The 14,917-nt window shown below is 69.2% G+C and carries 6 protein-coding genes; all 6 read right to left on the bottom strand.

The annotated features are described in order from the left end of the window. Positions 1–96 precede the first annotated feature (96 nt). The 6 genes from ACZ7P3_RS37995 to ACZ7P3_RS37970 all read right to left on the bottom strand — a co-directional run bounded on the left by ACZ7P3_RS37995 (position 97) and on the right by ACZ7P3_RS37970 (position 13,764). Entirely contained in the window at positions 97–1,299 is a 1,203-nt protein-coding gene (locus tag ACZ7P3_RS37995; protein ID WP_472088810.1) for an aminotransferase class I/II-fold pyridoxal phosphate-dependent enzyme, read from the bottom strand. Between the two features lie 259 nt (positions 1,300–1,558). Then, positions 1,559–2,734, bottom strand: a complete 1,176-nt coding sequence (locus tag ACZ7P3_RS37990; protein WP_472088808.1) for an FAD-dependent monooxygenase — start codon at positions 2,732–2,734, stop codon at positions 1,559–1,561. After that, the gene (locus ACZ7P3_RS37985) at positions 2,731–10,035 is read right to left on the bottom strand and encodes an amino acid adenylation domain-containing protein (protein ID WP_472088806.1); all 7,305 of its coding nucleotides are present in this window, start codon (positions 10,033–10,035) and stop codon (positions 2,731–2,733) included. Before ACZ7P3_RS37985 ends, ACZ7P3_RS37990 begins: the two co-directional genes overlap by 4 nt. A 54-nt stretch (positions 10,036–10,089) precedes the next feature. Continuing rightward, positions 10,090–11,190, bottom strand: coding sequence for an SIS domain-containing protein (locus ACZ7P3_RS37980; protein ID WP_472088804.1), 1,101 nt, complete (start codon positions 11,188–11,190; stop codon positions 10,090–10,092). A 77-nt stretch (positions 11,191–11,267) separates the two neighbouring features. Further along, complete coding sequence (locus tag ACZ7P3_RS37975; protein WP_472088803.1) at positions 11,268–11,996, bottom strand: SDR family NAD(P)-dependent oxidoreductase; 729 nt, start codon at positions 11,994–11,996, stop codon at positions 11,268–11,270. A gap of 715 nt (positions 11,997–12,711) precedes the next feature. Beyond that, complete coding sequence (locus tag ACZ7P3_RS37970; RefSeq protein WP_472088801.1) at positions 12,712–13,764, bottom strand: methyltransferase; 1,053 nt, start codon at positions 13,762–13,764, stop codon at positions 12,712–12,714. Between the last annotated feature and the right edge of the window lie 1,153 nt (positions 13,765–14,917).

Raw genomic sequence — 14,917 nt, 5'->3', positions numbered from 1 at the left:
TCGGGGCTGAGGCGGTGGTCCATGCTGATCACTGGTCCTTGTGGGAGAGAGCGCGGACGGTACGGGACGGGCTGGGCCGGCCCAGCTGTTCGGCCTTCACAGTCCGGCGAGTCTCGCCGTGGCCTCGCGCAGCACTTCGGTCGACTTGCAGAAGGCGAATCGGACGAGCCAGTCCGGGCCTGTGCTTCCGGCACCGTGCCGGAAGGCAGAGCTGGGAATCGCCGCGACCCCGGCCCGCAGGGGCAGCTCCCGGCAGAACCGCACCCCGTCCGTATGGCCCGCTCCCCGTACGTCCGCCTGAAGGAAGTAGCCGCCTTCGCCGCGGTAGGTACGCATTCCGGCCCGTTCAAGGCCGGTACGCAGCAGGTCGCGATGTTGCTGCAGCGTGTTGCGCAAGTGCGCTGTCCAGGCCTCGGCGTTGCCGAGCATTCCGGCCACGGCGGACTGGAACGGCGTGCCGGAGGCGAAGGTGAGGAACTGCTTGACGGAGAGCACCCCCGCGACCAGCCACTCCGGCCCGCAGGCCCAGCCGACCTTCCATCCCGTGACGTTGAATGTCTTGCCCGCGGACGAGACCGTGAGGGTGCGCTCCCGCATTCCCGGGATCGAGGCGAGCGCATGGTGCTCCACACCGTCGTATACGAGGTATTCGTACACCTCGTCCGTCACGGCGGTCAGTCCGTGGTCCAGGCACAGTCGGGCCAGGGCGGCGAGTTCCGCCGCGGTGAACACCTTGCCCGTGGGGTTGTGCGGTGAGTTGAGCAGCAGTACCCGCGTCCGCGGGGTGACCGCGGCCCGCAACGCGGCCTCGTCCAGGACGAACCGGTCGCCCTGCGTCGCCAACGGCACCGCGACGAGCCTGGCACCCGCCAGGGAAGCGGCGGCCGCATAGGCGTCGTAGCACGGATCGAGGGTGAGGACCTCGTCCCCGGGGTCGCACAGCGAGAGCAGCGCGGCCGCTACGGCCTCGGTCGCTCCGGCGGTGACGACGACTTCACGGTCCGGCGCGTAGCGGACTCCGGTGCTGCGGAGACGGCTGTCGGCTATCGCCCGGCGCAGCTCGATCAGTCCTGCCGCGGGAGGGTACTGGTTGTGTCCCCGGGCCATGGCCGACGCGGCGTCGTCCAAGAGGGCCTCGGGGGCGTCCAGTCCGGGCGCGCCCTGGCCCAGGTCGATGGCGCCGTGCCGCTCGGCGAGTTCACGTATCTCGGTGAAGACCGACGGCCTGAAGTGCCGGATGCGAGCGGCCCTGGGCCGGTGGAGGACGGAGGAGTCCGAGAGAGTCTGCGCTGGAGGCACTGGTGCAGTGTCCTTTCCTTGTCCGGTCCTGCTGCTGGTCGCCTCGGCCCTGCCTCACCTCCGCACAAGGGCCGTCTCGGGGTGATGGACGACCGGCACGAGGGGGTTCACGGAGACCTTGGGGTTTGTGTGCCGGTCATTCAGGGGTCCGGGGAATCACCCCGGACCGTGGGTGGGTCCGACGGGCTGGAGTGCCCGTCGCCGCTGCGAGCACGCAGGTGCTCGCCACGGGCCGGCCGCCGACGGTCGGAGGGTGGGGTCATCCCCGCGGGGGCCAGGTGAGGACCGCTTCGTTCTGGCTGGTGAACCTGGACATGGGCGCGAACCGGAAGTAGAGGTCGCGCATCCGGGAGGCGAAGGGGCCCTCCAACTGCTCGGTCTCGCTGAGCGCACGGGCCGCGGCGACCAGTGCCTCGGTCCGCGGCCGGCGCTGGTCCTCGTAGCCGCGCAGGGCCGAGGACAGGTCCGTTGCCTCCTTGAGGTGCTCGGCGAGGACGACGGCGTCCTCGATGGCGAGCGCCGCGCCCTGGCCGAGGCTGACCAGCATCGGGTGCGCCGCGTCCCCGAGCAGGGTCATGCGTCCGGTGCCCCACCGCTGCAGGAACGGGCGGTCCTGGGCGGTGATGCGGACGATCGTCTCCTCGGGGGTGACCCGGATCGCCTCCTGCACCTCGTCGGCCCAGCCGGCGAAGAGGCCGGCGACGTGCTCCTTGCCGAGCCGCCGGCTCACGGAAGCCCCGGCGGGGACGTTCTTCGTCCCCCACCAGTACGCCCGGCCGTGGCCGATGTCGGCGAGGCCGAAGCGCTGGCCACGCCCCCAGTAGTGCGCGGCGTAGCCCTGGGGCATCCGTGGATGGCTGAAGGGAACCGTCGCCAGCCAGCAGACGTAGCCGCCGGGTCGCGGCTCGTCGGCGACCGCCACCTGCCGGCGGATCGCGGAGTTGAAGCCGTCCGCGCCGATCAGGATGTCGCCCGTGGCCTTCCGCCCGTCCTCGAAGGTCACCTCGACCCCGTCGTCCCCGGTGACGAACCCCGTCGCCGCGGCGTTCAGTTCGATGACCTGATCGTGTCCGAGCGCGTCCAGCAGCGTCTGCTGGAGATCGGCCCTGTGGACGGCGTAGTTCGACGCGCCCAGCCGGTCCGCGAGTTCACGGAACGGAAGCGCCCTGATCGGCCGGCCGCGCCTGGTGAGGAACTTCAGCTCGTCGAAGACCTCACCGCGTTTGTCCAGACCCGGGGCGATGTCGATGCCCAGGCTGCGCAACGCCAGGGTCGCGTTGGACATCAAGGAGACCGCCGTGGTCCCCGGGCGCAGCTCGGGAGCCCGTTCGAAGATCTGGACCTCGACACCGACCCGGCGCAGCGTGGCCGCGGCCGCCAGCCCGCCGATCCCGGCTCCGACGATGAGCGCCTTGCGTGGGGAGTGCTGCGTCATTTCCCGCTCCTATCGGCCGGCCGCCGGTCGAGGCGGTCGGCCACCGCTTCCGCGACTCTCCGGGCGACGACGTTCACGTGCGGTTCCTCCAGGAGGACCAGGTGGTCACCGGGAACGTCCACCACGTCGAGCCGGCCGGTGGTCAGGGCTCCCCAACCGTTGGTGGGGTCCTCGTGCAGGCTCTGTGCGGCTCCGTGCATCGGCTGGAGGATGTCCGGCAGTTCCGCGGTGGCGCGGAGCAGCACCAGGTCCTCGTCGCCCGATCCGGGCTGGTAGGAGAGGATCGCCTGCCAGTGCGCCTTGAACATCCGGAACAGGCGCCGCACGGTGGTGCGCGAACTACCCGCCGGCAGGACGCCCGCCTGCGTGGCGTGTTCGACGATGAAGCCGAACTTCGCTTCCTCCTCCAGCCCGTCCGGCAGCGAGATCACCGGCGCGGTGCCGCCGCGCCCCGCCCACAGCAGCTCCCAGAAGAACCACTCCAGCAGCGAGTGGTCGGCGACATCGGGCCGCTCTCCCTGCCTCACGAAGATCGGATCGATCAGCACGGTGCCCTGGAGGGCCGTCGGATCGGCTCGCCGCAGCTGACGCGCCATCTCGAAGGCGATGAAGCCGCCGAACGACCAGCCGCCGATGACGTACGGGCCTTCCGGACAGGCCCGGCGCATCGCCTTCAGATATCTGTCGGCCAGCTCGGGGATGGAGTCGAGCGGTTCCGTGCCGGGGACGGTCCCGGCAGCCTGCAGCGCGTAGACGGGCTGGTCCTCCGGCAGGTGGCGGGCGAGGCGCACATAGCACAGCACGTGGCCGCCGAGCGGGTGGACCAGGAACAGGGGCGGCTTGCCGCCCTCGGTGCGGATCGGCACGACCGGGTCGAACTCCGCCGCCGAGTCCCCGGCCCGCAGCCATTGCGCGAGCCCGGACACGGTCGGCGCCGCGACGAACGCGGAGAGCGGGATGCTGACGCCGTACCGCTTCTCGATCGTCATCACCAGCCGCATCGCGGTCAGCGAGGTACCGCCGATGTCGAAGAAGTTGTCCCGCACCCCCAGCGCGGGCAGCTCCAGCAGTTCCGACAGGATGCCCACCAGCGCCTTCTCGTGCTCGTCACTCGGCGGGGCGGCGTCCGACGCGGGCGCGGCGAGCGGCATACGGCGCAGCAACGCGTCGTCCCGCTTGCCGCTGGGCGTCAAGGGCAGCCGCGGCAGCCACTCCAGGTGCGAGGGCACCATGTGGTCGGGCAGCGCCGAACGCAGGCGGGTCCGCACCTCGGCCAGGTCCACGGCCGCCGCGTCACCGACGAGGAAGGCCGCGAGGAACGCGTCGCCGCCCTCCCGGCGCCGGGCCACCACCGCGGCCTCGCGGATACCGGGCTGCTCCTCGGCGAGCTTGGCGATCGCGATCTCCACCTCGGCCAGCTCGACCCGGAAGCCGCGCACCTTCACCTGGGAGTCGGCGCGGCCGAGCCACACGAGGTTCCCGTCGGGCATGACCCTGGCCAGGTCTCCGGTGCGGTAGAGGCGGGCGCCCGGCTCGCCGGAGGGATGCGGTACGAAGCGCTGCTCGGTGAGATCGGGCCGGTTGCGGTACCCGTGGGCCAGGCACACCCCGCCGACGTAGACCTCCCCCTTCGCGCCGGGCGGCACCGGCCGCATCAGCCCGTCGAGCAGGTGGATCTCGATCCCGTCGATCGGGGTGCCGATGGGCGGCAGGGCGGGGAAGCCGGCCGGGTCGCCGGTCATCGTGTGATGGGTCAGCAGATGCGTCTCGGTCGGCCCGTACTGGTTCTCCAGCACGGTGCCCGGCAGCGCGGCGCAGAACCGCCGGATCTCGTCGGTGACCCGCAGCTGCTCGCCGGAGGAGATGACGACCCGCAGCGCGCGGGGCCGGATGCCCAGCGCCTGGGAGGCCTCCACGAGCTGCTGGAGCGCGACACAGGGCATGAAGGCCCGCTCCACCTCCTCGCGGTCCAGGAGACGCAGCAGCGCCGGCATGTCGCGTCGCTCCTCCTCGGAGAGCAGCTGGAGGGTGCCACCGCCGCACAGGGTGGAGTAGATCTCCTGGAACGCCACGTCGAAGCTCAACGGCGCGAACTGCAGGGTCTTGCCGCCCGCCGCACCGCTGGCGGAGGGGATCTGCCACTGCATGTAGTTGGCGAGCACCCGGTGGGGGAGTTCGACGCCCTTGGGCTCGCCGCTGGACCCGGAGGTGAACAGCAGGTAGGCGACGGTCTCGCCGGTGATCTCCGGCAGTTCCGGAACGGCGCCGGGCTCCGGCTCGACGGCGAGCAGGTCGTCCACCTGCAGCAGCCGGGAGGCGTCCTCGAAGAGGTGCGCGTGCGTCCGGTGCGTGATGATCCGCAATGGGTCGGCCTGGGCGGCCATCGCCGCGAGCCTGGCCGGCGGATAGCTGACGTCGAGAGGGACGCAGGTGGCGCCGGCCTTCCCGACCCCCAGCACGGTGGCCAGAGTTTCGGGCGAACGGTCCATGGCGATGCCGACGGTCGATCCGGGCCGGGCGCCGGCGCCGATCAGGCCGCGGGCTATCCGGTTCGCGGCCTGATCGAGCTGTGCGTACGTCCACTGCCGCGATCCGCAGGAGACGGCCACCGCGTCCGGAGTGCGCGCGACGTGCTCGTCGATCCGCTGGATGACGTTCATGGGGGCGTCCCCACTGGTGCCGGTGCCGGTGCCGGTGCCGGTGCCGGTGGCGGTGGCGGTGGCGGTGCCGGAGGTGGTGGCCGTCGTGGTGGCGGTGGCGGTGGCGGAGCCGGGCCGCAGTGCCGCTTCGGTCCGCGGATCGCACAGGAAGGCGAAGTCCGCGTCCGCGTCCGGATGTTCGGTCATCCGCTGGAGGATGGCGAGATAGGTCCGGCCGACGCTCTCCACCTGGGACCGGGAGAAGGTGCGTCCGTCGCAGTCCATGCGCAGCCAGAGGCGCTCGTCCACCGGGTCGACCACCGCGTTGACCAGGAGCTTGAAGTTCGTCTCCTCCCAGGTCCTGAAGTCGGTCAGCACCATGTCGGTGTCCTCGAAGAGCGAGCTGAGGACGTGCAGGTGGACGTAGTTGAAGGCCGTCTCGAAGATGACGTCCCCGCCGCGGTCCTCCTGCATCGCGCTGAGCGGGTAGTGCCGGTGGGGATGGCTGTCCCGCTCCTGCTGGTAGACCTCGCGCGCCGAGTCCAGCCAGGTACGCGGCTGGGTGTCGAGGCGCAGCGGCAGCGTCTCGAGGAAGAGCCCGGTGATCCGTTCGGCGCCGGCCTCCTCCGGCCGCCCGCCGGTGACCAGCCCGGTGGTGATGTCCCGCGCGCCGGAGAACAGCCGCAGGGTCAGGCAGTGCGCCGCGAGCAACAAGGACTTGACCGGCAGGCCGTGGGCGCGCGCCAGGCGCCGCACCTCGGTGCCGAGGCCGTCCGGCAGTTCCACGTGGTGGACGATCAGTCCCTCGTCCCCCGCGGGCTCGTACGGCCGCAGTCCGTCGATCTGGACCAGTTCGGCGCCGGTGAGCAGCCGTTGCCAGTAGCGCCTGGTGAGGTCGGAGGCGAGGGCCCGCCGTTCCTCGCGCACGTAGAGGGCGGGCGAGGGCAGCCGGTCACCCGGTACGGCGGCGACGGGCCGCCCGGCGTTGTGGAGGTAGTCCTGGAGCAGTTCGCGGACGAGGGTGGCCACGCTCCAGCCGTCCAGGATCGCGTGATGGAAGCTGAACACCAGCTCCACGGAGGCGTTCAGGACGTGCGCGCGGAACAGGTACAGCGGCGGGTGGTCCAGCCGGTACTCGTGGTACCGCCGCTCCTCGACGTGCCGGGCGATCTCGGCCTCCGCCGCCTGGTCACCGAGGCCGCGCAGGTCAGCGATCTCCAGTCCGCCGCCGGCCTCCCGGTGGACGAGTTGCAGGGGTTCGGAGTATCCGCCCAGATCGAATGCGGAGCGCAGGACCGGGTGGCGCCGAACCAGGCCGTCGAAGGCGCCGCGCAGCGCTTCCTCGTTCCAGTCGGTCCGGAGGGAGTAGCGGAAGACATCGTGGTACACGGCCGTCTTCTCGTGTTCCCGGCTGTGGTACAGCAGACCGAGGTGCAGCCGTGTCGCCGGGTAGGCGTCCGCCAGGCCGCTCAGCCGCGCGCGGTCGACCGCGGACACCAGCGCGAACGGCTCCAGCGGGGCGTTCCGCTCGTCCGGCGACGAGGTGGTCGCGGTCGCGGCGAGCGCCGCCACGGTGGGATTCCGGACCATGTCGGCCAGGGTGAAGTGAACGCCCGCGCGCCGCGCCTCGGCCTGGATGCGGAGCATCATGATCGAGTCACCGCCCAGGGAGTAGTAGTCCTGGTCGACGCCGATCGCATCGGCTTCGAGGACGACCGACCAGGCCGCCGCGATCTTCGCCTCGATCTCGTTGGCCGGCACCGCGGTTGTGGCGTCCGCCTCCACGATGGGAGCGGGCAGCCGCCGTCGGTCGGCCTTGCCGTTCGCGGTGAGCGGGATCCGGTCGATCCGCACGAAGAACGCCGGGATCATGAACTCGGGCAACGACTCCAGGAGCCGGGCCCGCAGGTCCGCGAGCCCCACTTCCTCGTCCGCGACGTAGTAGCCCACCAGGTGGACACCGCGGGCCGGTGAGTCCCGGTCCACGACGATCGCGTCCCGGATGCCCGGGAAGGCCGCCAGACGGTCGCGGACCTCGCCGAGCTCCACCCGGTTTCCACGGATCTTGACCTGGTCGTCCAGACGGCCCAGGTATTCCAGGGTGCCGTCCGCGAGCCATCGCGCCCGGTCACCGGTCCGGTACATCCGCCCGCCGGGTGTGAACGGGTCGGCCACGAACACCGCCGTATCCAGCTCGGGCCGGTCCAGGTAGCCGCGGGCCACGCCCACGCCCGCGATGCACAGCTCACCGGGCACCCCGGTGGGCTGCAGGTCACCGTGTGCCCCCACCACGTAGAGCCGGATGTTGTCGATAGGCCGCCCGATCGGTACCCGCCGTACCTCCTCGGCCGGGTCGCCCGGACAGTCGTAGTAGGTGACGTCGACCGTGGCCTCGGTCGGGCCGTAGAGGTTGACCAGCCGTGGCGCCGCGGCGCCGGCCGCGGCGAAGACCCGGTTGAACCTGTTCACCTGAGCGGGCGTCAGCGCCTCGCCGCTGCAGAACACCAGGCGCAGCGACGCGATGCCGTCCACCAGCGCCGGCGTCTCTTCGAGCAGGTCGAGGAAGGGGCCGAGCATCGAGGGCACGAAGTGGGCCACGCTCACCCGGTGCGCCTCGACCGTCCCGAGGATGACCCCGGGATCCCGCTCGCCCCCGGGCGGCAGCAGCGCGAGACCGGCGCCGGTGATCGCCCACCAGAACAGTTCCCACACCGAGACGTCGAAGGTCACCGGTGTCTTCTGGAGCAGGACGTCCCCGCCGCCGACCGGGTAGCCGCGCTGCATCCACTCCAGCCGGTTCACCACGGAACGGTGCTCGACCTGCACGCCCTTGGGCCGCCCGGTGGACCCCGAGGTGTAGATGACATAGGCGAGGTCACTCGGGCCGCCGGCGGATCCGGGGGGTGCGGGCGCGGTGCGCGGAGTGGCGTCCAGCTGCCGCACGGGTACCGCGTCACCCACCAGGGAACCGGACACGGTGCTGCCCAGCAGCACGGACTTCGCCCCGCTGTCGGCCAGCAGGAACCCGACCCGTTCCGCGGGATGGCTCGGGTCGACCGGTACGTACGCGGCGCCCGCCTTGAGCACCCCGAGGACGGCCGCGACCAGTTGCGGGCTGCGCTCGGCCACCACGGCCACCCGGTCGCCGGTGTCCACGCCGTCGCCGCGCAGCTGGTGCGCCACGTGGTTCGCCCACGCGTCCAGCTGCGCGAAGGTCAGCGACTGGGCCGGATCGTCCGTGACGACGGCCACCCGGTCGGGTGTCCTGGCCGCCTGCTGCTCGAAGAGCGCGTGGACCGTGGTGTGCTGTGAGAAGTCGGTCACCGGGCCGCTGCCCGCTGCGATCAGGGCGGCGCGCTCGGCGTCGCCGATCATGACGACCTCCGACAGCGGGCGGTCCGCCCGGGCGAGCGTGCCCTTGAGGATCGCCTCGATGTGGGTGGCCACCGACTCGATGGGGAAGTCCGTGTCGAAGACGTCGAGTGCGTAGTCCATGTCGACCAGGACATCGCTGACGTCGTCCAGCTCGTTGACGACGACCGCCAGTACGTCGTCGTCGTGGGCGCGGGCCTGCACGACGGTTTCGTACGCCACGCCCTGTACGTCGAGCGGGGTGGGCCAGCGCAGGTAGGCGATGGTGGTGTCGAACAGCCGCTTGGGGCCGCTGCCCTGGAGCGGTACCGAGCGCAGCAGGTCCCCGAGGGAGAAGCGCTCGTGGGACTTGAGCGCACGGGTCGCGGCCTGCACCCCGGCGACCAGTTCGCTCATCGTGCCGTCTTTGCCGGGAGTCACCCGCAGCGGCAGGGTGTTGGCGAAGTGGCCGACGGTCTGCTTCTGCCCGGCGGTGGGCCGGTTCAGCAGCGGCACGCCCAGAACGACCTCGTCGCTGCCGTGGATCCGGGAGAGATAGACGGCGAAGGCACTGGCGACGAACGCGAAGACCGAATGACCACGGTCACGTATGCGCTCGATGAGAGCGCGCTCGATCAGGAAGCTGTGGCGGGCGCTGCGCCGGGAGCCGGCCGGCGCGGCGCGGCGGAAGAAGGCCGGGGCGACGCCCTGCAACTGCTCCTGGAAGAACCGGCGGTCCAGTTCGTGGTCGTCCGAACCCTGGTAGCGGCGCTCTTCCTCCACGAAGTCCAGGTACGACGGCGCGGGCGGGCCGCCGAACCGCCCGGTCCGCCGCACCTGGTCGTACTCGGCGCGGACCTGGGACATGAACAGGTTCAGGCCCCAGGCGTCGGCGACGATGTGATGCACCTTGACGTAGGCGTGGACGACGTCCTCGCGCTCTTTGAGGAGCGCGATCCCGAACAACCGGCGGCGCTCCACATCGAAGGGGACGTCGAACGCGTCCTTGATCCACGCCTCGCAGGCCGCACGTGGCTCTGCAGCTCCGGAAAGGTCGATCGTCGGGATGTCGAACATCTCCTGCTCGGCCCACTGGCGCGGGGTTCCGTCCTCCGGGTCGATCCGGAGCTGGAACGCGTCATTGCGGTCGGCCGCACGGCGCAGGCACTCCTTGAGCAGGTCGACGTCAACCTCACCGGTGAACCGGTCGGTGATGAAGCAGTTGAACTGCGGGAGATCCGGGAAGAGGGAGTTCGCTGCCCAGATGTCCTGCTGATAGGCCGTGAGAGAGTTGCGCCCTCGGAGATTCACGATCGCTCCATTTTCCTCGCCTGTTGCCTTCGATGTCCGAGCTGTGGGACTGCCTCAGTGAGCGTTCTCGGCGGCGATCGTGTTGCCGTGGTACCAGGGGTTTCCGGCCGCCTCGGATATGAGATTGCGGGACTTCGTCTCCCGCGCCCTTCCGAGGTCGAGGGTCAGGTACTGGACGAATTCCAGGGCGGTGAAGTACTGGCGCATGAAGGTCGGCTGGTCGAGCTCGATCTCGGTGACCGTGACGTTCGCGTTCTGCGGGATGGGTGCGGTCAGCAACGACACCAGGTTCTTGCGCTTTGCCCGGGTGTAGTCGTCCTCCTCCGGGTCGGAGAAGACGAGAATGCTGTGCCTGCGCTCGGGGTCGGTGAGCGTGGCCACCTCGCTGTGGCAGAACTCGTGGAAATAGTTCCGCGTTGCCGGCACCATGGCGATCTCGTTGAAGTGCATCTTGGCGAGCTTCAGCAGGCTCTCGTGCCACTTGGGCGACCCGAGCATGATGATGTTGGCGTTCTCGCTGCGGGCGGCGGCATCGGCGGCCGACCTGCGCAGGGCGGGTGTGAAGTCGGTCTCCAGGGTCTTGGCCAGGGCGCGGACCTCGGGACCGTGGTCCGCGTCGAGGAGCCCGAGCTTCAGGAACATGTCGACCAGGATCGAGAAGTACTGGCCGACGTGGAACAGCGGGTACTCACGGTCCGGCTTGCTCAGTGTCCAGCGCGCGATGGACACCCCGTTCTCCTCGCCCAGCTCGCCGAGCCGGCCGCCGGAGGTGAGCAGCAGAACCCGGTCGTGCATCGGGCGCAGCGAATGGAAGGCGCGGACCGGCTCGTTGGAGTGGCCGCTGTACGAACTCAGGATGATGAGCGTCCGGTCGTCCTCGATCACCGAGCGCGGAATCAGGTACTCGAAGTCGTAGTCATTGAAGACATGTACTTCGAGGTCGCTCCTGATCGAGTTGAAGAAGACCCTGATCACGTCCGACACAATGGCCGAGCAGCCCATCCCGCTGAACACGATGCGTGTGAACCGGCCGTCCTGCATTTGCTTCACGAGATCGTCCGAGATCCCGGAGATGTCGTACTCGTCCGACTTCGTGAAGCCGAAGCGGTACTCCTGCTCCAGAAATTCCTGGTAGCGCTCGAGACGTGATCGCATGAACTCTTCCCTCTTCCTCAATGGCTGGTGATGTCAGGAGGTGATGATGCGCAATCTTCCGGAGACCGCCGAATCGTTCACCACATGAACTGGCCGCCGTCCACGATCAGCTTCTGGCCAGTGATATAGGTGGCGCCCTCGCCCACCAGGAATTCCAGGGCGTCTGCCATCTCGTCGGTGGATCCGATCCTGCGCTGCGGAATCTCGTCCAGCAGTGCGCTCATGTATTCCGGCTCGGCCAGGCGGTAACGGGTCCGCATTTCCTCTGTATCGATCATCCCCGGGATGAGGCAGTTCACCCGGATGCTCGGGGCGAGTTCCATGGCCAGACACTTGGTCAGGTGGAGCAGACCCGCCTTGCTCGAACAGTAGTTGGCGCCCTTCAGCCGGGGACGGATCGCCGTGGTGGCGCCGATGTTGACGATGGAGCCGCCGCCGGCCTCCACCATGTGCGGAGCGAACGCCCGGGTCATGTAGAAGGGCCCCGAGAGATTGGTGTCCAGCACCCGGCGCCAGTCCGAGTCGGAGATCTCGAGCACCGGCCGGTCTATGTTCAGCCCGGCATTGTTGACCAGCACCTGCGGAGTTCCGTGCTCGGCGCGCACAAGTTCGGCCAACTGTGCCACGTCGTCTGGGTCCGACACATCCGACCGTACGACTGACAGGCCCTTCTCCACCTCTTGCAGGGCTTGGTTCGCGGACTCCTCGTCGCTGCGAAACGTAGCGACCACCCGATATCCCATCCGGGTGAGCCTGTGGCTGAACGCGAGCCCGATGCCCTTGGTTCCGCCGGTGACAATGGCCAACTTGTCAGGTGATTTCACACAAGCCCCCGTTGCATAGGTTGGGCGGTGCGGCATCGATGGCCGCACGCCGACGCCAGGCACGACTTCTCAATCGGCCGGCGTCTCGTCCCGTCATAGAGCGATGTTCATGACTTCCACCCCATGGGCGGCATCGCGGCAGTCGGGGTGCGCGTCCCGCACCCCGACCGTGTTCGAATCGCCGACCGCCACGGAAGTGCCGCAGAATCAACCAACGGCGCCCGGGCATGCGTTACGTGCCCTCGGGACGTCGCTGGAGTGATCCAGGTTCCTCGCCGGTGAACCGGCTGCCGACGGCGTGGTCATGGGCGGCGTACTTTTCGCCGTCCCGCACCGCTGCGGCCGCGGCCGCGTGCGGTGGATGCGGCCGTGCTGGCGCGGGGGGCAAACGAAGCCGGTGCCGGTCGTGCAATGGGAGACGCGGACGCCGGGATCCTCGGGCGGCGGAACAGCGGTGGCCGTCCGCCCACGCGCGCTGCAATGTCCCGGAAGGCGCTGCCGATCCTGCAGGGGCCGGCGCGCACGGGTCGCACTTCCCGCCCGGACGGATGCCGTGTGGCCGGCACCGCGCCGGCCCGGCCCCGGGCCGTCGGGGACGGCACACGCATGGATCGGTCCGCCCGGCAGATCAGCGCCCGGCTGCGATCGTCATGTCGCAGGTCCTGCCGGTGCCGTGGTGGTGATGAACCGCGACGACTCAGCCGGCCTCGGGCTTGCGGGCGCGGAGGATGACGTCGAACCGCCCGGGATACTGCCGGTCCATCGGCTCAAAACCCGCTTCGGTGTACCACTGCTCGAATTCGCGTGGTGTGTAGGTGCGACCCTCGGGCGACGCGATGGTGTGGACGTACGCCGACATGAACGCGGCGTGGGCGGGACCGGTCTCGTCGTCGTCCTCGGCGCAGGCGACGATCACCATATGACCGCCCGGCTCCAACGCACGGTAGGTCTTCGCGAAGAGGGCGCGGACCTGGTCGGGGGACCAGATTTCGAGGAACCGGGAGTACACGACGCAGTCGTGGGACGTGGGGAACTCGTCCTGCCAGATGTCGGTTCCGACCGCGCGGACCCGCTCGGACAGGCCGGCCTCGGCGATCCGGTCGTTCGCCATCTGGGCCACGTTCGGAAGTTCGAGGATGGTCGCCTGGAGGTGGGGCCACCGCTGGGCGAAGCTGATGGCGTTGGTCCCGGTGCCCCCGCCGACGTCCAGTACCTTGTGATACGAGGAGAAGTCCACGGCGTTGACGAAGTCCTCGACCACCGAGCGGCTCTGGTGCTCCATCATGGCGGTGAACACCTGCTCGAGGTTCTTGTCCTCGGCGAGCAGTTCGTAGAGCGTGGTCGCCGACGATCCGGCGAGCAGTTCGCGATGCAGCCCCAGGTTGTCGTTGTTCACCAACGATTCGTAGAGCCAGCCCATCGGCCGGTACAGCATCTCGTGGGTGTAGCGGATGATGACGGGCATGAAGCCGTCCGGATCGCCCGCCACGAGATCGGTCGCGGCGGTGTTGTGATACCCGTCGCCGTCCTTGCGCACGAGGCCGAAAGCGCAGCACCCCAGCAGCAGCACGTGCCCCGCGCGTTCCTCCAGCCCTAATGCGTCGGTGATCTCGTCAAGGGTGCTGCCCGGCCGCTCCTTCAGCACGGTGAACAACTTCAGGCGTAATGCGGCATGTAAAAACGGGAACCGGAAACTTGTGTAGATCAATTCCCACAGCTCGTCCATGGCGGTCGCCGACGGCTCGGTCATGGTGATCCCCTTTCGCGGGCCTCAGGTGCGCACCTTCGGCCGATTCGTGGTGAAGTCCAGCGTCGTCCGGGTTCAGTGGATCGATGGGTGCTCGGGGCGGACAGTAGAAGCTGTGACGCCGGCACCGGGTGAGCGACGTCGCCTCTCCGCTCTCTCCTGCATCATCAGCACCTCGCTTTGCATGAGGCAACAACAAACTCTGGGGTTGACACAAGGTCTTTAAGCTCAGCACCCCCTCATGGGTGGCGTGAATCGTGCGGTACTCCCTTCTGCAGCCCTTCACTCAAGGCCGCCTGGTCGCCAAAGGCGACCGGGAACCCGTTCGGCTACAAGGCCGAAAACCTTCCATTGAATAAATTGGCAGGTACGCGGACTATGCTCCCGGACTCGGACAGAATGCCGGAACGGCGATTACCCGGTCGTCAAACGCGGGGGCAGCGGGCATTGACGGCCGGTTGTGGCGGTCGTGGGTGGGGGGTGTGGGGATGTGCCGAAGCTCGGGTGCGGCGATGGCCGGGGTCGGGTGGACCCTTCCGATGTGAAGCAGGCGCGGGCGCCCGTGATCACCGAGATCTCTGCGCTCTGTGTGCCCGCCCTACTCGCCCGGATGACCCGACGAGGCCGGAGTATCGAAGTCCTGTTCCACGTAAGAGACTTGGCCTTCGTCGTGAGCGACGTCCGGCCGCGGACCGGGGGCGTACCTGTGCACGGGGAGCGGGCCTCGACGCCCTCCGCTTGGCCGGCATGCGTACCTCGGCTCCGGCCTCCACCGGACGGCCCGAGCCCGAGGCCCGCCCTCTCGCCCTTCTCGGCACCACATGATCAAAAGGGACGAGGGCCGACGGCGTCGAGCGCCTCCCCTGCAGGCGCGAGGGCAAGCAAACCGCCGTGGCATCTGACTGAAACGCATCGCTATTCGTCCGAGATTGCATGCTGTGAGCAGGCAGTTCTCGACGCTCCCCAACGGCCCCTATGTGAACCGGTGTTGGGAGCTACCTCCGCTCTGAGCGAACGGTGGACCAAGCCGCGATCTGTGGCGTGTGAACGTGTTAGCTTCGAGCGAGGCTATGGGAGGCGAGTTCAACACGGCGCTCACCCAACGCAGTTCCCCCGGGGTGCCTGGGGCTCGGTTAAGAACAGGGGTATGCATGAC

This window comes from Streptomyces sp. NPDC107581, from assembly GCF_055657175.1.
The sequence above is the reverse complement of the archived record's forward strand: the minus strand, read 5'-3'. Positions and strand labels throughout refer to the sequence as shown.

Coding starts and splice junctions, on each gene's coding strand:
- ACZ7P3_RS37990 (WP_472088808.1), bottom strand. CDS start 2,734: ATGACGCAGCACTCCCCACGCAAGGCGCTCATCGTCGGAGCCGGGATC.
- ACZ7P3_RS37980 (WP_472088804.1), bottom strand. CDS start 11,190: ATGCGATCACGTCTCGAGCGCTACCAGGAATTTCTGGAGCAGGAGTAC.
- ACZ7P3_RS37970 (WP_472088801.1), bottom strand. CDS start 13,764: ATGACCGAGCCGTCGGCGACCGCCATGGACGAGCTGTGGGAATTGATC.